This is a genomic window from Rahnella sp. PAMC25559, from assembly GCF_050632365.1.
Classification (GTDB): domain Bacteria; phylum Pseudomonadota; class Gammaproteobacteria; order Enterobacterales; family Enterobacteriaceae; genus Rahnella; species Rahnella rivi.
This window is the reverse complement of sequence record NZ_CP192543.1, coordinates 3,501,016-3,519,270: the sequence shown is the minus strand read 5'-3', so window position 1 is coordinate 3,519,270 and position 18,255 is coordinate 3,501,016. Positions and strand designations below refer to the sequence as shown.

General features: G+C 54.4%; 21 protein-coding genes. 11 read left to right on the top strand and 10 right to left on the bottom strand.

What is annotated here, in order from left to right; translation table 11 throughout:
- Positions 1-118: 118 nt before the first annotated feature.
- From nfsA to ACQZQY_RS17345, 11 genes are all read left to right on the top strand, one after another.
- Positions 119-841, top strand: coding sequence for an oxygen-insensitive NADPH nitroreductase (gene nfsA, locus ACQZQY_RS17395; protein WP_421670711.1), 723 nt, complete (start codon positions 119-121; stop codon positions 839-841).
- An 18-nt stretch (positions 842-859) separates the two neighbouring features.
- Positions 860-1,762: a 30S ribosomal protein S6--L-glutamate ligase gene (gene rimK / locus ACQZQY_RS17390; protein ID WP_056769827.1), complete on the top strand. Its 903-nt coding sequence runs from the start codon at positions 860-862 to the stop codon at positions 1,760-1,762.
- 143 nt (positions 1,763-1,905) lie between these two features.
- The gene (locus ACQZQY_RS17385) at positions 1,906-2,391 is read left to right on the top strand and encodes a YbjN domain-containing protein (RefSeq protein ID WP_056769832.1); all 486 of its coding nucleotides are present in this window, start codon (positions 1,906-1,908) and stop codon (positions 2,389-2,391) included.
- 428 nt (positions 2,392-2,819) lie between these two features.
- Entirely contained in the window at positions 2,820-3,929 is a 1,110-nt protein-coding gene (gene potF, locus ACQZQY_RS17380; protein ID WP_122095037.1) for a spermidine/putrescine ABC transporter substrate-binding protein PotF, read from the top strand.
- Positions 3,930-4,095: 166 nt separating this feature from the next.
- Positions 4,096-5,229, top strand: coding sequence for a putrescine ABC transporter ATP-binding subunit PotG (potG, locus tag ACQZQY_RS17375; protein WP_056769838.1), 1,134 nt, complete (start codon positions 4,096-4,098; stop codon positions 5,227-5,229).
- Between the two features lie 12 nt (positions 5,230-5,241).
- Positions 5,242-6,195, top strand: a complete 954-nt coding sequence (gene potH / locus ACQZQY_RS17370; protein ID WP_431296091.1) for a putrescine ABC transporter permease PotH — start codon at positions 5,242-5,244, stop codon at positions 6,193-6,195.
- Positions 6,192-7,037 (top strand): putrescine ABC transporter permease PotI, encoded by an 846-nt coding sequence (potI, locus tag ACQZQY_RS17365; protein WP_056769843.1) that lies wholly within the window; start codon positions 6,192-6,194, stop codon positions 7,035-7,037. The genes potH and potI overlap by 4 nt, the downstream gene beginning before the upstream one ends.
- Before the next feature lie 73 nt (positions 7,038-7,110).
- Positions 7,111-7,569, top strand: a complete 459-nt coding sequence (locus ACQZQY_RS17360) for a YbjO family protein (RefSeq protein ID WP_056769846.1) — start codon at positions 7,111-7,113, stop codon at positions 7,567-7,569.
- A gap of 85 nt (positions 7,570-7,654) precedes the next feature.
- Positions 7,655-8,797: a 23S rRNA (uracil(747)-C(5))-methyltransferase RlmC gene (gene rlmC, locus ACQZQY_RS17355; RefSeq protein ID WP_431296090.1), complete on the top strand. Its 1,143-nt coding sequence runs from the start codon at positions 7,655-7,657 to the stop codon at positions 8,795-8,797.
- A gap of 348 nt (positions 8,798-9,145) precedes the next feature.
- Entirely contained in the window at positions 9,146-10,441 is a 1,296-nt protein-coding gene (locus tag ACQZQY_RS17350; RefSeq protein ID WP_431296089.1) for an OprD family outer membrane porin, read from the top strand.
- 26 nt (positions 10,442-10,467) lie between these two features.
- The gene (locus ACQZQY_RS17345; RefSeq protein WP_431296088.1) at positions 10,468-11,274 is read left to right on the top strand and encodes a histidine phosphatase family protein; all 807 of its coding nucleotides are present in this window, start codon (positions 10,468-10,470) and stop codon (positions 11,272-11,274) included.
- A gap of 74 nt (positions 11,275-11,348) precedes the next feature.
- Here ACQZQY_RS17345 and ACQZQY_RS17340 read toward each other — a convergent pair whose 3' ends face one another.
- From ACQZQY_RS17340 to fliJ, 10 genes are all read right to left on the bottom strand, one after another.
- Entirely contained in the window at positions 11,349-11,762 is a 414-nt protein-coding gene (locus tag ACQZQY_RS17340; protein WP_431296087.1) for a hypothetical protein, read from the bottom strand.
- A 138-nt stretch (positions 11,763-11,900) separates the two neighbouring features.
- Positions 11,901-12,689, bottom strand: a complete 789-nt coding sequence (gene fliR, locus ACQZQY_RS17335) for a flagellar biosynthetic protein FliR (RefSeq protein WP_056769860.1) — start codon at positions 12,687-12,689, stop codon at positions 11,901-11,903.
- A gap of 3 nt (positions 12,690-12,692) precedes the next feature.
- On the bottom strand, positions 12,693-12,962 hold the full coding sequence (gene fliQ, locus ACQZQY_RS17330) for a flagellar biosynthesis protein FliQ (protein ID WP_056769862.1): 270 nt from the start codon (positions 12,960-12,962) through the stop codon (positions 12,693-12,695).
- 114 nt (positions 12,963-13,076) lie between these two features.
- A complete protein-coding gene (gene fliP, locus ACQZQY_RS17325; RefSeq protein WP_056769869.1) occupies positions 13,077-13,856 on the bottom strand; it encodes a flagellar type III secretion system pore protein FliP in 780 nt (259 codons plus the stop codon).
- A complete protein-coding gene (fliO, locus tag ACQZQY_RS17320) occupies positions 13,853-14,284 on the bottom strand; it encodes a flagellar biosynthetic protein FliO (RefSeq protein WP_056769871.1) in 432 nt (143 codons plus the stop codon). Before fliO ends, fliP begins: the two co-directional genes overlap by 4 nt.
- Positions 14,284-14,700, bottom strand: a complete 417-nt coding sequence (gene fliN / locus ACQZQY_RS17315; RefSeq protein ID WP_056769872.1) for a flagellar motor switch protein FliN — start codon at positions 14,698-14,700, stop codon at positions 14,284-14,286. Before fliN ends, fliO begins: the two co-directional genes overlap by 1 nt.
- On the bottom strand, positions 14,693-15,709 hold the full coding sequence (gene fliM, locus ACQZQY_RS17310) for a flagellar motor switch protein FliM (protein ID WP_056769874.1): 1,017 nt from the start codon (positions 15,707-15,709) through the stop codon (positions 14,693-14,695). Before fliM ends, fliN begins: the two co-directional genes overlap by 8 nt.
- Before the next feature lie 7 nt (positions 15,710-15,716).
- Positions 15,717-16,217, bottom strand: coding sequence for a flagellar basal body-associated protein FliL (gene fliL / locus ACQZQY_RS17305; protein ID WP_056769878.1), 501 nt, complete (start codon positions 16,215-16,217; stop codon positions 15,717-15,719).
- 196 nt (positions 16,218-16,413) lie between these two features.
- Positions 16,414-17,766 (bottom strand): flagellar hook-length control protein FliK, encoded by a 1,353-nt coding sequence (locus ACQZQY_RS17300; protein WP_431296086.1) that lies wholly within the window; start codon positions 17,764-17,766, stop codon positions 16,414-16,416.
- Positions 17,763-18,209, bottom strand: coding sequence for a flagellar export protein FliJ (gene fliJ / locus ACQZQY_RS17295; protein ID WP_056769886.1), 447 nt, complete (start codon positions 18,207-18,209; stop codon positions 17,763-17,765). The genes ACQZQY_RS17300 and fliJ overlap by 4 nt, the downstream gene beginning before the upstream one ends.
- Positions 18,210-18,255 lie beyond the last annotated feature (46 nt).

The window sequence follows — 18,255 nt, the reverse complement described above, 5'->3', positions numbered from 1 at the left end:
GCCATTTTTTACGGCAGCACATTGTTAAAGCAATTGATGCCGCCACACTTGCAAAGGGCGTGCGCAGCATCAATCATTGAGCGCTGATGTATATTATTTTTCAGTCCAAGGATTTTTCATGACACCGACTATCGATCTCCTGCGTTCCCACCGTTCCATCCGTGCTTTTACCGATCAGCCTGTGTCAGATGAACAGCGTGAAGCCATCATTGCGGCGGCACAGGGTGCATCGACATCCAGCTTTTTGCAGTGCTCTTCAATTATTCGTATCACCGATCCGGTACTTCGTGAAAAGCTGGTGGGCTATACCGGCGGTCAGAAATACGTTGCCAGCGCTGCTGAATTTTGGGTGTTCTGCGCTGATTTCAACCGTAACCAGCAAATCAATCCGCAGGCTGAGCTCGGCCTTGCCGAGCAACTGCTGCTGGGGTGTGTGGATACCGCGCTGATGGCGCAAAATGCGATGACGGCGGCTGAGTCACTTGGGCTGGGCGGCGTGTTTATCGGCGGCATTCGTAATCAGGTTGAAGACGTTGTGGCGCTGCTGAAATTGCCTAAATTTGTCATGCCGCTGTTTGGTTTTTGCATCGGTACACCGGCGCAGGATCATCAGGTGAAGCCACGTATGCCGCAGTCAATGCTGGTGCATGAAAACAGCTATCAGCCGCTGGACAAAGAGGTGCTGGCGGAATATGACGAAGCGCTGAGTCAGTATTATTTGCAGCGTGACAGCAATGCACGCCGTGATACCTGGAGTGATTTGATCGTTCGTACCCTGAAAAAGGAACAGCGTCCGTTTATGCTGGACGCATTGCATAAGCAAGGTTGGGCAACGCGCTAAACGGCGACGGAGTGTCGGATGAAGATTGCTATTCTTTCCCGTGACGGGTCTTTGTATTCGTGCAAACGCCTGCGGGAAGCGGCGCAGAGCAGGGGGCATGAGATCGATATCATCGATCCTTTGTCTTGTTATATGAACATTAATCCCGCCGCGCCCAGCGTGCATTATCGCGGACGGCAGCTCGATATTTACCAGGCCGTGATCCCGCGCATCGGCTCGGCGATCACCTTCTACGGCACCGCCGTGCTGCGCCAGTTTGAAATGCTCGGCAGTTTTCCGCTCAATGAATCGGTGGCGATCACCCGGGCGCGCGACAAATTGCGCTCAATGCAGATCCTCGCGCGCGAAGGCATTGATCTGCCGATCACCGGCTTTGCCAATGCGCCGGACGACACCTCAGATCTCATCGCACTGGTCGGCGGTGCGCCGCTGGTGGTGAAACTGGTGGAAGGCACGCAGGGGATCGGCGTGGTGCTGGCGGAAACCCGTCAGGCAGCAGAAAGCGTGATTGACGCGTTTCGCGGGCTGAATGCGCATATTCTGGTGCAGGAATATATCCGCGAAGCAGAAGGGCGTGACATTCGTTGTCTGGTCATAGGAAAGCGCGTGGTTGCGGCCATTGAGCGTCAGGCCAAACCGGGTGATTTCCGTTCCAATCTTCATCGCGGCGGCACGGCGAAAAAAGTCAAAATTACCCCGCAGGAGAAAGACATTGCGGTGAAAGCCGCGCAGACGCTGGGGCTGGATATCGCCGGGGTAGATATTCTGCGGGCACATCGCGGGCCGCTGGTGATGGAAGTCAACGCATCACCGGGGCTGGAAGGTATCGAGACGACCACCGGTCTGGACATCGCCGGGATGATGATCGATTACATCGAACAGCGTGCGAAACCGGGTTTTCGCTTAAAATCCGGCGGCTAATTCTCAATTGATCGGCCTAATGTTGATCAAGGCGGTTTTGATCGTAGCGCTGGCCGGCATAATTCCGTAAGCTATCGCCCCTTCGTAAGGCCCTGCGCATTACGGAAGGGGTTATTTTCGTTGTTGAACTCGTGAGGCATTCTATGGATTCGCTCATCGTCCCTGATTTAGCGCTGTTGCGGCGCTGGCTTGATCAGCTGGGCATTTCTTTTTTCGAGTGTGATTCCTGTCAGGCTCTCCATCTGCCGCATATGCAGAATTTCGATGGCATTTTTGATGCCAAGCTCGACATTGTGGACAACGTGATTTTGTTCTCGGCGCTGGCCGAAGTGAAGCCGACGGCGCTGATCCCGCTGGTGGCTGATTTAAGCTCGATCAATGCCAGCTCGCTGACCATCAAAGCCTTCGTGGATATTCAGGACGATAATTTACCGAAGCTGATTGTTTGTCAGTCGCTGACAATAGCAGTAGGCGTGACCCATGAGCAGTTCTCCTTCTTCCTGCAACAGGCAGAAGAGCAGATGTCGATGATCATTCTCGAAGCTCATGCCAATGACTTGCTGTTTATCGGTGATGAAGAAGAAGACGGCGCACCTGCCACGTCGGTCAATCTGCCGTTACTGCACTGATCCCTTTTTTAATTTTTTCTCTCCTTTAAAGATCCTTTCCTGCGAGCCGTAACAACCACGGCTCCGCTGCCTTTATTCGCTTTCGCGATAAGTTATGCTGCTGTTTACCCGATGTTGCCCTATATTTCACTTTGTTAATGGCTAAAATGCCAGACGCTGTACATCAAATTTGCATAATTAATCGATAAACGCCGGTTTTGTCTCAGGAGGCTGGTACACGCGGGTTGCAGGCGCTATGCTTCTGACTCTGCATCAAGCGTGATTACGTCGTAAAACCAAACGGTTAATTCGCAGGCAGCGTATTCGCCAACATTGAATGCCTATGCATATTTTCGTGCCCGGCAGTTGGCTTGGTAGTGAAGGGTTTTGTATCCATTTCAGTGATGCAAATTCAATGACATATTCCCCTGGCTTGGAGGTAGTAACGGATGTTCACCCTGCGTAAAAAGTGGTTATCGGGTGTTGTCGCCGGTCTGGTAATGGCCGCGTCCGTCACAGCGTCTGCGGAAGAGAAAACGCTGCATATCTATAACTGGTCCGATTATATCGCGCCAAACACCGTGCCTGATTTCCAGAAGGAAACCGGCATTAAAGTGGTTTACGACGTCTTTGATTCCAACGAAGTGCTGGAAGGCAAACTGATGGCAGGCAGCACCGGTTTTGATTTAGTGGTGCCTTCAGCCAGTTTCCTTGAGCGCCAGCTGACGGCGGGCGTGTTCCAGCCGCTGGATAAAAGCAAACTGCCTAACTATAAAAACCTCGATCCAGACTTGTTGAAAATGGTCGCGCAACACGATCCGGGTAACAAGTACGCGATTCCTTACCTGTGGGCGACCACCGGTATCGGTTATAACGTCGAAAAAGTAAAAGCGGTGCTGGGTAAAGATGCGCCGGTGGACAGCTGGGATCTGGTGCTCAAACCAGAAAACTTAGAGAAGCTGAAAAGCTGCGGTGTCTCCTTCTTAGACGCCCCGGCAGAAATTTATGCCACGGTGCTCAATTACCTGCATCTGGATCCGAACAGCACCAAAGCCTCTGATTACACCGGTGCGGCGAACGATCTGTTGCTGAAATTGCGTCCTAACATCCGTTATTTCCACTCTTCTCAATACATTAACGATCTGGCGAACGGCGACATTTGTGTGGCGATTGGCTGGGCTGGCGATGTGATGCAGGCGTCTAACCGCGCGAAAGAGGCTAAAAATGGCGTGAACGTGGCGTACAGCATTCCGAAAGAGGGGGCGCTGGCCTTCTTCGACGTGTTTGCTATCCCTGCGGATGCGAAAAATCTCGACGAAGCCTATCAGTTCCTCAACTACCTGATGGAGCCGAAAGTCATCGCGCAAATCAGTAACACCGTGTATTACGCGAGTGGCAACAAAGCGGCCACGCCGCTGGTCAACGAAGATGTGCGTAATAACCCAGGCATTTATCCGCCAGCGGATGTGCAGGCCAAACTCTTCAGCCTGAAAGTTCAGGATCCGAAGATTGACCGCGTGATCACAAGATCATGGACAAAGGTTAAGACGGGCAAATAATACCGTTTAAAAGTCAGGAAGACTTCTCAGCGGCTCCGCCTGTTCATGGCGGGGCCGCTGACGTTTTGCTTCCGGCCCTATTTTGGGCATAGCGGTCAGGCACTTTTTCCCCTGACTGTTATGCTTATTTGAATCTGCTTTATCCTGATACCGGAGATTTCTCTGAGTGAACGACGCTATTCCCCGCCCGCAGCCTAAGTCCCAGAAAGGTTTCACGCCTTTACTGGAGATCCGCAATTTAACCAAGTCTTTTGACGGCCAGGCCGCTGTGGATGATGTCAGTCTGACCATCTACAAAGGCGAGATTTTTGCTCTGCTGGGCGCATCCGGCTGTGGCAAATCGACGCTGCTGCGCATGCTGGCCGGTTTCGAGCAGCCGACGCAGGGGCAGATTGTCCTGGATGGCGTGGATCTCTCGCAGGTGCCGCCTTATCAGCGACCGATCAACATGATGTTCCAGTCGTACGCATTGTTCCCGCACATGACCGTAGAGCAAAACATTGCGTTCGGGCTCAAGCAGGACAAATTACCCTCGGCGGAAATCAAAAGCCGTGTGGCAGAAATGCTGACGCTGGTGCATATGCAGGAATTCGCCAAACGTAAGCCGCATCAGCTTTCCGGCGGTCAGCGTCAGCGCGTGGCACTGGCCCGCAGCCTGGCGAAGCGTCCGAAATTATTGCTGCTCGATGAACCGATGGGCGCGCTGGATAAAAAATTGCGCGACCGGATGCAGCTGGAAGTGGTGGATATTCTTGAGCGCGTGGGCGCGACCTGCGTCATGGTCACGCACGATCAGGAAGAAGCCATGACCATGGCCGGGCGAATCGCCATCATGAACCGCGGTAAGTTCGTGCAAATCGGCGAGCCGGAAGAGATTTATGAGCATCCGACCAGCCGTTTCAGCGCGGAGTTTATCGGCTCGGTCAACGTGTTCGAAGGCGTACTGAAAGAGCGTCTGGACGATGCGTTGATCCTGACTTCTCCTGGGCTGGTGCATCCGCTGAAAGTGGACGTGGATGTGTCGGTGACCGACGGCGTGCCGGTGTATGTGGCGCTGCGTCCTGAAAAAATCATGCTCTGTGAAGAGGTGCCGGAAGATGGCAGCAACTTTGCGGTCGGCGAAGTGGTGAACATCGCCTATCTGGGTGATCTGTCGATTTATCACGTCAGATTACACAGCGGACAGATGATTACCGCGCAGTTGCAGAACGGCCACCGTTTTCGCAAAGGCATGCCAACCTGGGGCGATGAAGTGCGCCTGTGCTGGGAAGCCGACAGCTGCGTCGTGCTGACCGTTTAATAGGGGCTGAATATGTCTGTAATCTCTGAACAACCGGTCAGTAAACCTCCGGGTGGCTTTAACGCGCTGATGGGCCGTCTGCAACAGCGTCATGGCCGCAAGCTGGTGATCCTGCTGCCGCTGGTGTGGTTCCTGCTGCTGTTTTTACTGCCGTTTCTGATTGTCTTTAAAATCAGTTTTGCCGAAATGGCGCGCGCCATTCCACCGTATACCGATCTGGTGACTTTTTCGGACGGTATGCTGGATATCGCGCTCAACATCGGCAATTACATTTCGCTTACCGACGATCCGCTGTATATCGAAGCTTATCTGCAATCCATTCAGGTCGCGGCGGTGTCCACGGCGCTATGTCTGCTGATTGGCTACCCGCTGGCGTGGGCGGTGGCGCACAGTAAAGTCTCGACGCGCAACATTCTGCTGTTGCTGGTGATCCTGCCCTCATGGACGTCGTTCCTGATCCGCGTGTATGCCTGGATGGGCATTCTGAAAGACAACGGCGTGCTGAACAACGTGCTGATGTGGCTGCACGTTATCGATCAGCCTCTGGTGATCCTGCACACCAATCTGGCGGTGTACATCGGCATTGTGTATTCCTATCTGCCGTTTATGGTGTTGCCGATTTACACGGCGCTGACCCGCATGGATTATTCGCTGGTGGAAGCGTCGCTGGATCTGGGCGCGCGTCCGCTGAAAACCTTCTTTAAAGTGATCATGCCGCTGACCAAAGGCGGGATTATTGCCGGTTCCATGTTGGTGTTTATCCCGGCGGTCGGTGAGTACGTGATCCCTGAACTGCTTGGCGGGCCGGACAGCATCATGATCGGCCGCATTTTGTGGCAGGAATTCTTTAATAACCGCGACTGGCCGGTGGCCTCTGCGGTGGCGGTGATCATGCTGTTACTGCTGATCATGCCGATCCTGTGGTTCCACAAATATCAAAACAAAGAGCTGGGAGACAAAGAATGAATAAGTTACCGGTTGTCCGTTCGCCGTGGCGAATTCTTATTCTGATCATCGGCTTTACGTTTTTGTACGCACCGATGCTGATGCTGGTTATTTACTCGTTCAACAGCTCCAAGCTCGTGACGGTCTGGGCGGGCTGGTCTACCCGCTGGTATACTCAGCTTTTCCATGACACCGCGATGATCAACGCCGTGGGCATGAGCCTGACGATTGCCACGGCCGCGGCCACCATGGCGGTGATTGTCGGCACACTGGCGGCGGTGGTGATGGTGCGTTTCAGGCGTTTTCGCGGTTCGACCGGCTTTGCTTTTATGCTGACCGCACCGCTGGTTATGCCGGATGTGATCACCGGGCTGGCGCTGTTGCTGCTGTTTGTGGCGATGGGGCACGCCTTTGGCTGGCCCGCCGAGCGCGGCATGTTCACCATCTGGCTGGCGCACGTGACGTTTTGTAGCGCTTACGTCGCCGTGGTGGTGTCTGCGCGCTTGCGCGAGCTGGACCGCTCAATCGAAGAGGCCGCGATGGATTTAGGGGCAACGCCGCTGAAGGTGTTTTTCATCATCACCTTGCCGATGATCCTTCCGGCGCTGATTTCCGGCTGGCTGCTGGCGTTTACGCTTTCGCTCGACGATCTGGTGATCGCCAGTTTCGTCGCCGGGCCGGGCGCGACCACCTTGCCGATGCTGGTCTTTGCCAGCGTGCGCATGGGCGTCAACCCTGAAATCAACGCACTGGCGACGCTGATCCTGCTGGTGGTTGGCATCATCGGCATGATTGCCTGGTGGTTTATGTCGCGGGCCGAAAAGCAAAGAGTGAAGGAGATCCAGCGCGCTGCGCGAGGTTAACGCCTTGACGCAACACCCATGATTCAGGGGATTAGCAGTTGAATACCATAAGAAAAGGAAACAACAAGGAAGTATGAGACTCTCTTTTATCCCCGTTCCGGTAATGATAGGCGCGTCGGCCATTGTGGCGACGCGCTGCCTGGAATTCATTCTGTTACTCGATGCCATGGGCTTTTCAGGGCTGATGAGTTTTATCGAAGTCAGCGCCGAATCCTGGCTCAATTGCTTCATCATGCTCGCCAGTCTGGTGATTATTCTGGTGGAATGCCGTGCCGCTTACGCCATGATGCGTGCACGCCGCTGGGGGCGCTGGGCGTTTATCGGCTGTCAGGCCATCGTGGTCAGCTATATGTTGCTGGCGTCATTTGACTGGTTCGGGCCACGTATCTTTCGTTTTAACGTTGAAACGCAGGGCGAATTCTTGTTAGCGCTGCTGGAGCAAAAAATCCCCGATATGGCGATCCTGTTGTTGCTCTTTCTGCCTGCCAGCAGCCGGCGCTACTTTTCCAGACGTAAGGCTGAAAATAAATAAGTCCGGCTGCCAGTGAGCCTTTCGGGCCGCGTGGTGGTACACTGCGCGCCAGTTTTTTTCAGCATCTGATGACCGGACTTCTTTCATGCATTGCGCACTCTACACCGCAGGAACCTGCCGTTCCTGCCAGTGGCTCGACAAACCCTATTCCCGCCAGCTGGCTGACAAACAGCAAGATCTGCACGATCTGCTGAGCGGGCTGCCGGTGGGCGAATGGTGTGAACCGGTGACCGGCGAAGAGCGCGCCTTTCGAAATAAAGCCAAAATGGTGGTCAGCGGCAGCGTTGAACGCCCGTTGCTTGGCATGCTGCACCGCGATGGCACGCCGGTCGATTTATGCGATTGCCCCCTCTATCCGGCCAGTTTTCCGGCGGTGTTTTCCGTTCTCAAAACCTTTATCGCCCGCGCGGGGCTGACGCCGTATAACGTCGCCCGTAAGCGCGGCGAACTGAAATTCCTGTTACTGACAGAAAGCCAGAAAGACGGCGGCATGATGCTGCGTTTTGTTCTGCGCTCGGACACCAAACTGGCGCAACTGCGGGCCGCACTGCCGTGGCTGCAACAGCAATTGCCGCAGCTGAAAGTGATATCTGCCAATCTTCAGCCGGTGCACATGGCTATTCTCGAAGGCGACACGGAAATTGCGCTGACCGACGTTCAGCGGCTGGAAGAGGATTTCAACCAGGTGCCGCTGTTTATCCGCCCGCAAAGTTTCTTCCAGACCAATCCGCAGGTGGCTGAAAAACTCTATGCCACGGCACGCGACTGGGTGCGCGAGTGCGGTAACATCGCCAGCATGTGGGATTTATTCTGCGGTGTGGGCGGTTTCGGTCTGCACTGCGCGACGCCGCAGATGAAACTGACCGGTATTGAAATCAGTGCTGAAGCCATTTCCTGCGCGAAAGAATCGGCGGCGCGGCTGGGGCTGCAAAACGTTGAGTTTCAGGCGCTCGATTCCACCGGTTTCGCCACCGGAAAGGGCGAGGTGCCCGATCTGGTGCTGGTGAACCCGCCGCGTCGCGGTATCGGTAAAACCTTGTGTGATTATCTGAGCCGCATGGCGCCCTCCACCGTGCTTTACTCCAGCTGCAACGCGCAGACGATGGCGAAAGATCTGGCGCTGCTGCCGGAATACCGCATCGCGCGCGTCCAGCTTTTCGACATGTTCCCGCACACCGCGCACTATGAAGTGATGGCGTTATTAATTCGTCATGACGCTCCGCGGTAATTAACCTGACAGCGTCAGGTGTTATTCACGCCCCTGGTAAAAGAACGTATAAATATATCGGTTACTTCCGTGTTACCGGCAGAGAGGTTATTGATTTAACGCGGGGGGAATAATCATGACTGAGTTCACAAATCCTTTTTTTAATCCGTAAAAGCGGATTGTCTTCATGTTTTTAGTTTCGTAAACCCGCTATGTTTGCCTCCGGATTGTTACTGCATCAGCAGGCAAAACCTGAACTGAAATCTCGCGCGCCTCGGGGGATTTCTGTTCAGGTTTTTTTTTGCCTGTCATAAATGCACCCAGAAAAATCACTCTACCTCGGGTTATGACGCAATGGAAAAACAGGCTATGGAAAAGCACGCACGGGCACTGGTATTAGGGCTTCTCTGTGTTCCCGCACTGGCATGTGCCGGGATCGACGATATTGCAGAAACGGATTTTATCAAAAAAAGTTCGCTGGAATTCGGTACGCACAATATCTGGAAATACCTGAATGAAGGCGAAACGGATAAACGCTACGTTCACTCGGCATGGGGGCAGGGGCTGTCACTGGATTACACGTCGGGATATCTCTCCGACATTATCGGTGTCGATGCCTCTTATTATGGCGTAATCAAACTCGCCGCCGCCGATAATTTCGCGTCGAGAGGTATTTTGTATAACGACGAAGGTAAGGCGAAAGGTTTCAATAAACTCGGTCAGATTTATGGCAAGGCAAAATTATCCGAAGGCGGAGTGGATGCCAATCTGTACGGCGGCTGGAAACTGCTTAAACTGGGCGTATTAACCACATCGATGCGTGCTGCGCCTAATACGTATCAGGGCTGGAGCGGGGATATTACCTACGACGCCTACCGGTTACGTCTGGGTTACGTCACCCGGTCATCAAACCGTGATTCACCGGATAAAGTGGATTTTCAGACCAGCGATTCAAAGTCGATAAACGCCATTTATACCGGTGATATTCAGGTCAAAACCGACAATCTGACCGCGCTGTATTTCTATGGCGAGAGCGAAGATTATCTGCGCAGAAATGGCCTCGAGCTGAAAATAAAACAAAACAAAGCGCTGTCTTATGGCGTGCAGATATACATGACAGAAGGGCTGGATAAATGGAACAGCATGGCGAACAGCAAAAAAGATTTCGACACCCGTGCGAATCACTACGCCACCGACGTGACCTGGAAACACAACGGCTGGATCACCAAAGGCGGTCTGGCTTATACCGAGGCCAATAAAGACGGCGGTATCGGCATGTATCCGAGGCACATGAGCAAAAATTCACGCGGCACCTTTAACTCGATGACCACTGCGGGGCTCGATTACATGCGTGACGAAGAAAAAGTGCTGTCGCTGGACGTCGGTTACAACCTCACTCCGGAGGTGTTAGTCGGCATTAATACCCACTACGGTTTCTTCGATTATCAGGGGCAGTCGGTGCAGGAGGGGGAATTCAACCTGTATTCCGTCTGGAAACCGGCATCGAAAAAGCTGAAAGATTTGTCTCTCTTCGTCCTGATTGGCCCTGGCCGGACGTATGAACATAAAGGCACCGCGCCGATTGTCGATCACCACGGCAATATTAAAAATACCGACAGTTTCGCGGCGGAATTCCGTCTGGATTACAAATTCAAAATCTTTTAATTAACCTCAACGATAAGGATGCTGTTATGAAAAATAGCTTAACGAAAACGCTGTTCTCTTTATTGGCTTTCAGCCTGCCGCTGTTCCTGAGCAGCGTAACGGTGTCGGCGGCGACGCCTGAGGTTCAGGCCGCCGGTGAAAAGGGAGAAGTGACTTTTTACGTTACCCGTCATGGTAAAACCTTATTCAACGCCGCGCACCGGGCGCAGGGCTGGTCAGACACGCCGCTGACCTCCGCCGGGGTGGAAGTGGCAGAACAACTTGGCCGCGGCCTGAAAGACATTCACTTTACCGCTGCCTTTTCCAGTGATGCTGGCCGCGCGCGGCAGACGGCAAAAATTGCCTTAGCCTCAGCCGGGCAACCCCTGCCGGTCAGCGAAGATCAGCGCCTGCGCGAAACCTTCTTCGGCCCGTTTGAAGGGGAGCATGAATTACTGATGTGGGAGCCGGTGGCGAAAAAACTCGGCTATAAAGATTTCGCCGCCCTGACGCAGGCGCTGAATAACGGTCAGGTGACGCTGAAAACCATGATGAATACGCTGGCGGAGGTTGATCCGTCGCACACCACCGAAAACGCGGCGCAGGTCCATCAGCGTATGCAGGCCGCACTGACAGATATCGCCCGCAAAGTCAGCGCACAGGGCGGCGGCAATGTGCTGATCGTCTCTCATGGCATGGCCATTCTGGCGATGCTTGAAGGGATGACGCCTGAAGAAAACCTGCGTGCGCCATTACAGAACGCCAGCGTCACGGTGATCACGTATAAAGACGGTAAGTTTACGGTCGGTAAAATCGGGGACATGCATTATGTGGAGAAAGGGAAAGGGAATTAGGTTGAAACAGTTTGCATGATCTAAAGCCAGATAAAATAAGCGCAACAGGGAGGACTCTGTTGCGCTTATTTCGATTATGGGATCAGCGTGTTCAACACATAGAAAAGTTTTTCAGCGCCTTTATTGGACTGAGTCAGGGTAAACTTATGCTGTGCTGAATGATGCGTCAAAATTTTAATGGTCTTATTCAGGCTACCGCTTATCGACAGGGCTTTTATATCGCTTAATTCAAGACGGAAACATTTGTATGCTTTTTCTAAGTCACAAATCATTTCACTCCGGGTAATAACAACGCCGCGATCGCCGCTGCCAAACACCGTATCATCAAAGTAAAATAATACGTCTTCTGCTCTGAGGAGCGGCATTTTAATGCTGGCATTCAGGGACGTTAAAAATTTACCGAGCTTAAGCGTGTCCATCTCATCATCACGGTAAAAATGCAGGGCTTTATTTGTTGAAGTGAAGTCATTTTCCATTTCAGTCGTCATAGAAAATTGATCCCTGTATTTTCTTTTTATCTTAATTAAATAAGTAAGCCATGGGCACGAAATGACCCGGCACATGAATATACGCTGCAAATCTTTATAAATACACCCTCAGCACCCGCGGACATCGGGAAATACATATTAACGTCCGGTCGCCAGCTGGTTCATGACTAACACCAGTTTATCGAACACTTCACTGAACAAATGCTCACTGAATGGCGCAAGCAGCGGCATCATCATCCCGATGGAGAGAATACCGATGCTGAGTGTCAGCGGGAAACCGATGACGAAAACGGAAAGCTGCGGCGCCACGCGGTTGAGTATGCCGAGCGCCATGTTGAGTGTCAGCAGCAGGGTGACAATTGGCAGGGCGAGCATCAGGCCGCCGCTGAACACAATGCTGCCCGCCTGTGCAACGGCCATGAAGCCCTGAGCATTCACCGGATTGGGGCTTATCGGCAAGGTGTGGAAACTGTCGGCGAGCAGGGAAATCAGCCACAGATGACCGTTGAAACTCAGAAACAGCAGTACCGCCAGCAGGTTGAGAAATTGTGCCAGCAGCGGAGAGTTCAGGCGGTTGCTTGGGTCGTAGAACGTGGCGAAGGAGATGCCCATTTGCAGGCCCATGATTTCACCGGCCATGCGGATCGCGGCGAACGCCAGCTGCATGGTCAGGCCAAGCGCGGTACCAATCATGATTTGCTGCATGGTCAGCCACAGCGCAGGCGTGGAGAAAATCGGGGTGTCGACAACCGGCAGTGCCGGGGCGATCAGAAAGGTGATCATCGCCGCGAGGCCAATTTTAACCTTTTTTGGCACCTGTTTTTCACTGGTGATCGGCGCGGTGCTGATCAGCGCCAGAATGCGCAGCATCGGCCAGAAATACATGCTTAGCCATCCGGCTAACTGGGTGCTGTCAAAAGAAACCATAGGTTAACCGATGATGTACGGCAGGCTGGAAAACAGCGTGCGCATGTAATCAAGCAGCAGATTGAGCATCCACGGACCCGCGATGACGATGGTCGCCACCACTGCCAGGATCTTCGGAATGAAGGACAGCGTTTGTTCGTTGATTTGCGTCGCCGCCTGCAACAGGCTGACGATAAGACCGGTGACCAGCGCAGCCAGCAGCAGCGGGGCCGCGACCGCAAGTGCGACTTTCATCGCTTCATTGCCAATCGCCATTACCGATTCAGGAGTCATAAATCTCTCTTTAAATGTGAACCTGCGTGGGCGGGCTTACGTGTCATTTTGTCCGCCGGCAGTGCCCGCACTGACGGCGACGCTGACGCCCATAAAATCAGGCAACGGCATGAATTAACTGTAGAAACTCTGCGCCAGCGATCCGAGCAGCAACTGCCAGCCATCGACCAGCACGAACAGCATCAGTTTGAAGGGCAGTGAGATAGTGGCAGGCGGCACCATCATCATCCCCAGCGCCATCAGCACGCTGGCCACCACCAGATCGATAATCATGAACGGGATAAAGACCGTGAAGCCAATCTGGAAAGCCGTTTTCAGTTCGCTGGTGACGTAAGCCGGTAACAAAATACGCATCGGCACCGCTTCCGGGCCTGCCAGCGGCGGCAGGTTGGCGAGGCGGGCGTACAGCGCGAGGTCACTTTCACGGGTCTGGCGCAGCATGAATTCACGCAACGGCTGAGCGCCTTTATCCATGGCATCCTGCATGCTGATTTTGTTTTCTGTGAACGGCTGATAAGCGTCGGTGTAAATCTTGTCGAAAACCGGCGCCATGACGAAGAAGGTCAGAAACAGCCCGAGGCCGAGCAGAACCTGGTTCGGCGGTGCAGACGGCGTGCCGAGGGCATTTCGCAATAAACCCAGCACGATGATAATGCGGGTGAAGCTGGTACACATCAGCAGCATTGCAGGCAGCAGGGTCAGCGTGGTGATGAAGACCAGCGTCTGGATCGGCAATGACCAGTTTTGCGCACCGTTCGCCATTTGCTGGCTGATGATGCCCGGCAATTGCGCAAACGCGGCGGGGCTGGCGAGCAGCAGCAGCGGCAGACAACGGGTAAGCAAGCGAACAGGACGCTGACGGACAGCGTTAACTACGGAACTCAAGAAGGTCATGCCTGCTTTCCCGGACGTTTCAACATTTTTTGCATCAGCTGACGAAAATCAGCGGGCTTGTCGGCAGCAGCGCCCGGCGTGATATCGGCCGGTGGCGCGCTCAGGGTATGCAGCGGTGTGATGTTGTGGGCGGTCACGCCCAGCACCAGCCAGGTATTGTCCACTTCCACAATCACCACTTTTTCACTGCGCCCGACCTGACAGCTGGACGTGATTTTCAGCAGCTTGTTATTTTTTGCCTGCGGTGCCAGACCGGTCCGTTTCGCCACCCAGCCGATAAACAGAATCAGCAGCAGAATACCGCCGAGCACGGAGCTGACTTGCGTCAGCACGGAACTGGCGGGTACTACCGGCGCGGAGGCATGGGCAGTGGCGGGCGTCACCGCCCCGGAAAGGTACGGGGAATCCGTCGCGGCAGTCTGGCTCATCAGCGGCTCAGACGACGCATACGTTCTGATGGCGTGATGATATCGGTGATGCGCACGCCGTATTTATCGGCCACGACCACCACTTCACCCTGAGCAATCAGATAACCGTTGATCAGAATATCCAGCGGCTCACCGGCCAGACCGTCAAGGGAAACCACGGAACCCTGCGACAGGCGCAGCAGCTCTTTAATGGTCATCTTGGTGCGGCCTAACTCCACGGTCAGCTTGACCGGAATATCGAGGATCATATCGATATCCTGCAAACTGCCTGCTCCTTCCTGGGCGCCCAGCGCGGCGAAAACACCCTCGGTTGACGCTTTGGCGCTGCCCGCAGATTGTTGTTCGTTAAACGCATCAGCCCATAAATCGTCAACGTTATCCGATCCGGCGTCAGACGGTTTATTGGTGTCACTCATGGGGCTGTTCCTCATCTAGAGAATTTAAAATTGGGTTGATCAAATGTTCAACGCGCAGAGCGTATTGTTCGTTTAAGGTGCCGTATTTGCTGGTCAGGACCGGCACGCCGTCGACGTGGGCAATCAGGCGATCCGGCTTTTCAATCGGCAGCACATCGCCCGGTTGCAGTTTCAGGATCTGAGATAAACGCAGCGGAATTTCGACGAAGTTTGCCACCAGCTCCAGTTCGGATTGCTGAACCTGGGTCACCAGATTTTCGCGCCACTGGCTTTCTTCATGACGGGAGTTCTCGACCGGCGGATTGGTCAGCAACTCACGGATCGGTTCAATCATGCTAAAGGGAATACAGATGTTGAAATCACCGCTCAGCGCACCGATTTCCACGTGGAACGGCGTCGTGATCACGATATCGTTCGGGGAAGAGGTGATGTTGGTGAATTTGATCTGCAATTCCGCACGGACGTACTCGACGCTCAGTTTGTAAACGCCGCTCCAGGCATCTTCATAAGCATCCAGCGCCAGCGTCAGCATGCGTTTAATCACGCGCTGTTCGGTGTGGGTGAATTCACGACCTTCTACTTTGGTCGGGAAACGGCCATCGCCGCCAAACAGGTTATCCACCGCGATAAACACCAGGCTCGGGGCGAACACAAATAAGGCCGTGCCGCGCAAGGGTTTGAGGTGGATCAGGTTGAGGTTGGTCGGCACCGGCAGGTTGCGGGCAAAATCGTGATAAGGCTGAATTTTGATCGGCCCGACGGTGATGTCCGGGCTGCGGCGCAACAGGTTAAATAGCCCCATACGGAAATGACGGGCAAAACGCTCGTTAATGATTTCCAGCGCCTGCAGCCGCTCGCGGACAACGCGGCGCTGAGTCGTGGGGTCAAAAGGTTTAACGCCGTCGTCGGACGCCAGCGTTTTCGCTTTTGTGGTTTCAGCCGCGCTGTCGCTGCTGTCACCGTTGAGCAGTGCGTCGATCTCGGCCTGTGAAAGAATGCTGTCGCCCATAATTTGTTTATCGCAGTATGAAAGCAGTGAAAAGCACGTCGTTGATCGCCTGTGGGGGCTGACCTTTGACCAGTGGCACGTCCAGAACTTGTTTGATTTCCTGCACCAGTTGCTGCTTGCCGGTTTCACTGACTAAATCCGACGTTTTCTGGCGTGAAAGTAACAGCAGCAAGCGGCTGCGGACTTCAGGCAGATACTCATTCAGGATGGCGCGGTTTTTTTCATCCGGCAGACGCAGGGTCAGGCCGATGTAAAGCACACGGTCAGGATCGTTATCCGGCGTTTGCAGGTTGACGGTGAAGGTGTCCAGCGCCAGGAAAATCGGCGGCACCGGCGGCTCATTCTTTTTCACTTCAGCGGTCTGAGAACCCGGTGCTGACTGCTGTTTATGCAACATCCACCAGGCGTAACCCGCCGCACCACAAGCACCAAGGGCCACCAGTAAAAGCAGAATCATTAAAAGCGGTCGCTTTTTTTTGCGCGAGGCCGAGAGAGCGGAGTCAGACATGGATGAGGCGATTTCCTGTAAGTATGGGCAGATAAGCTGAGGGAAGCCCAACCTGCCGGATCAATTCTGAAAATGATTATCCCGCTTATCCTGTTGTTCAATAGTCAGAATAGGCGGGAAAAATAAGGTCAGCTCTGCCGTTTGAATTAAGTGAACACTGACCGTCAGCAACTACCTGAAACAATTTTGCGAACAATTACGCAAAGATATCGACGCTGTTGTTACCGCCAAGATGCTGCGCGAGAGACACCGGCACCGGCAGGGCGTCTGCCGCGGCATTCACGCCACCGGCATTAAAGGCCGCCCAGCTTGAGGCGTTCCCCTGCTGCGAACCGGATTGTGAACTTTGCTGTTGCGCCTGTTGCCACTGCGAGCTGTCGCTGCCGACGCTGCTCTGACCGAGGCTGATGCCGTTATCCGCCAGCGCCGTTTTCAGATCGGGCATCGCGGCTTCAATGGCGGAACGCACCGCACTGTGGCCTGAGACAAAGTGCAACTGCGCCTGGTTGTTTTCAATCTTCATGCTGATCTGGATGGAACCCAGATCCTGCGGATGCAGGCGCAACTCGGCGGTCTGCTGCCCCTGACGGTTGAACATCATCACCTGCTGACCGAGTTGCTGTTGCCACTCCGGCGTCCCCAGCTGCGCGTTGAGCAACGGCGTGGACGGCGCGGTCACGGCGCTGGTGGTGGTTGGCGTGGTTGACACCGGCGCAGAAGAGACGGCCACCGCGGCGTTGTTCACCAGGTTCAGGGCGCTGTCCGCCGTGCGGCTGTCGGTCTGTGCCGCCACGGCGACATTGCCGTTAGCTGCGGTCATCGCGGCCAGCGCGCTGGAAAAATCAGGGCTGGCGGCGGAGGTGTTTTTGCCTGCCGCATGCGCGGTGGCGGTACTGCCCGTGGCCGGTGCACTGCTGTCGGTCACGGCGGTTTTACCGTCATCGGCCAGCAGTGAAGAGGCGGTGGTGGTCAGCCCGGCAAGTAATGCACTCTTTTTATCGGCATCGGCGGTGTCTGAAGACAGGGCGGACTGCGCCGAAGCCGCGGTCGCGGTGGTCAGTGGCTGCGCCGGTTGCTGTTGCGCGGCGAGCTGGGCAAACAGCGCCTGCACCGGCAGGGAGGTAGCGTCGTCAGCCTGGGTGTCTTTTTCTTTATCGGTGAGCGCGGTATTTTTGACCGCAGAAGGATCGGTGCCTTTCAGGCTGCCGTTGGGCAACAACTGGATCGCCGCAATCATTTTGCTCAGGTCGCTGTCGTCCAGCGCCAGGCTGCCGTCTTCTTCGCCGGTGGTCACGGCCTGAGTCAGCGTGGCCTTGTCCAGGATCTGGCCTTTGGCACTGATTTTCTGGCCGAGCTGAGATAACTGGCTGGCGAGTTTAGGATCGAGTTTTTCGCCCAGCTGCGCCTGCAACTGGCTGGCAAAATCTGCGGTGGCGCCGGTCGTGGAAACATCACCGGTGGCGACAGCATCCGACGCCGTGCTGGCGGAGGCGGCGGAAACGGTGGTTTTCGCCGAGGTGACTGCCGCAGGCAAGATATTCAGATTCATAGCGTTTTTTTCCTGTAAGCGCTGCGTTGGGCAAATTCATCGTTCTGCTTTTGATCCATCTTGTTCTCATGCGAACGCTGCTGTTCACTGGCACGGGTTTGCAGGGTCTGATAGGCATTCAGTCGCTGTTGTTTATCCTGCCACTGATTGACGGCGGCATTGAGCCGCTGATCCCATTGCTGCAACTGCTTGCGATGCTGTTCAATCGCCACTTCAAGCGTGCCGATAAACTGCTGGTAGTTCTGCCAGGTATTGGCCGCAATTCCGCCGGTCATGGTGGTGTTCAGTTTTTCGCGGTACTCACGCTGGTAGTTGAGCAGCATGGTGAGCTGTTCCTGAGCCTGAGAATGCGATTGCCGGATTTGCCCCAAATGATTGGTCGCCTGATCCAGCGCTTTTTGCGCCAGAGAACAAAGGGTGATCAATGGTGATGAACTTTCCATTCGATATTCCTCATACCCTTCATTGTTTGCCCTGATACAGCGCGCA

Excerpts from the sequence above, each read along its gene's own strand:
- nfsA (WP_421670711.1), top strand. The coding sequence starts at position 119 with ATGACACCGACTATCGATCTCCTGCGTTCCCACCGTTCCATCCGTGCT.
- rimK (WP_056769827.1), top strand. The coding sequence starts at position 860 with ATGAAGATTGCTATTCTTTCCCGTGACGGGTCTTTGTATTCGTGCAAA.
- ACQZQY_RS17385 (WP_056769832.1), top strand. The coding sequence starts at position 1,906 with ATGGATTCGCTCATCGTCCCTGATTTAGCGCTGTTGCGGCGCTGGCTT.
- potF (WP_122095037.1), top strand. The coding sequence starts at position 2,820 with ATGTTCACCCTGCGTAAAAAGTGGTTATCGGGTGTTGTCGCCGGTCTG.
- potH (WP_431296091.1), top strand. The coding sequence starts at position 5,242 with ATGTCTGTAATCTCTGAACAACCGGTCAGTAAACCTCCGGGTGGCTTT.
- potI (WP_056769843.1), top strand. The coding sequence starts at position 6,192 with ATGAATAAGTTACCGGTTGTCCGTTCGCCGTGGCGAATTCTTATTCTG.
- ACQZQY_RS17360 (WP_056769846.1), top strand. The coding sequence starts at position 7,111 with ATGAGACTCTCTTTTATCCCCGTTCCGGTAATGATAGGCGCGTCGGCC.
- rlmC (WP_431296090.1), top strand. The coding sequence starts at position 7,655 with ATGCATTGCGCACTCTACACCGCAGGAACCTGCCGTTCCTGCCAGTGG.
- ACQZQY_RS17350 (WP_431296089.1), top strand. The coding sequence starts at position 9,146 with ATGGAAAAGCACGCACGGGCACTGGTATTAGGGCTTCTCTGTGTTCCC.
- ACQZQY_RS17345 (WP_431296088.1), top strand. The coding sequence starts at position 10,468 with ATGAAAAATAGCTTAACGAAAACGCTGTTCTCTTTATTGGCTTTCAGC.
- ACQZQY_RS17340 (WP_431296087.1), bottom strand. The coding sequence starts at position 11,762 with ATGACGACTGAAATGGAAAATGACTTCACTTCAACAAATAAAGCCCTG.
- fliR (WP_056769860.1), bottom strand. The coding sequence starts at position 12,689 with ATGGTTTCTTTTGACAGCACCCAGTTAGCCGGATGGCTAAGCATGTAT.
- fliQ (WP_056769862.1), bottom strand. The coding sequence starts at position 12,962 with ATGACTCCTGAATCGGTAATGGCGATTGGCAATGAAGCGATGAAAGTC.
- fliP (WP_056769869.1), bottom strand. The coding sequence starts at position 13,856 with ATGACCTTCTTGAGTTCCGTAGTTAACGCTGTCCGTCAGCGTCCTGTT.
- fliO (WP_056769871.1), bottom strand. The coding sequence starts at position 14,284 with ATGAGCCAGACTGCCGCGACGGATTCCCCGTACCTTTCCGGGGCGGTG.
- fliN (WP_056769872.1), bottom strand. The coding sequence starts at position 14,700 with ATGAGTGACACCAATAAACCGTCTGACGCCGGATCGGATAACGTTGAC.
- fliM (WP_056769874.1), bottom strand. The coding sequence starts at position 15,709 with ATGGGCGACAGCATTCTTTCACAGGCCGAGATCGACGCACTGCTCAAC.
- fliL (WP_056769878.1), bottom strand. The coding sequence starts at position 16,217 with ATGTCTGACTCCGCTCTCTCGGCCTCGCGCAAAAAAAAGCGACCGCTT.
- ACQZQY_RS17300 (WP_431296086.1), bottom strand. The coding sequence starts at position 17,766 with ATGAATCTGAATATCTTGCCTGCGGCAGTCACCTCGGCGAAAACCACC.
- fliJ (WP_056769886.1), bottom strand. The coding sequence starts at position 18,209 with ATGGAAAGTTCATCACCATTGATCACCCTTTGTTCTCTGGCGCAAAAA.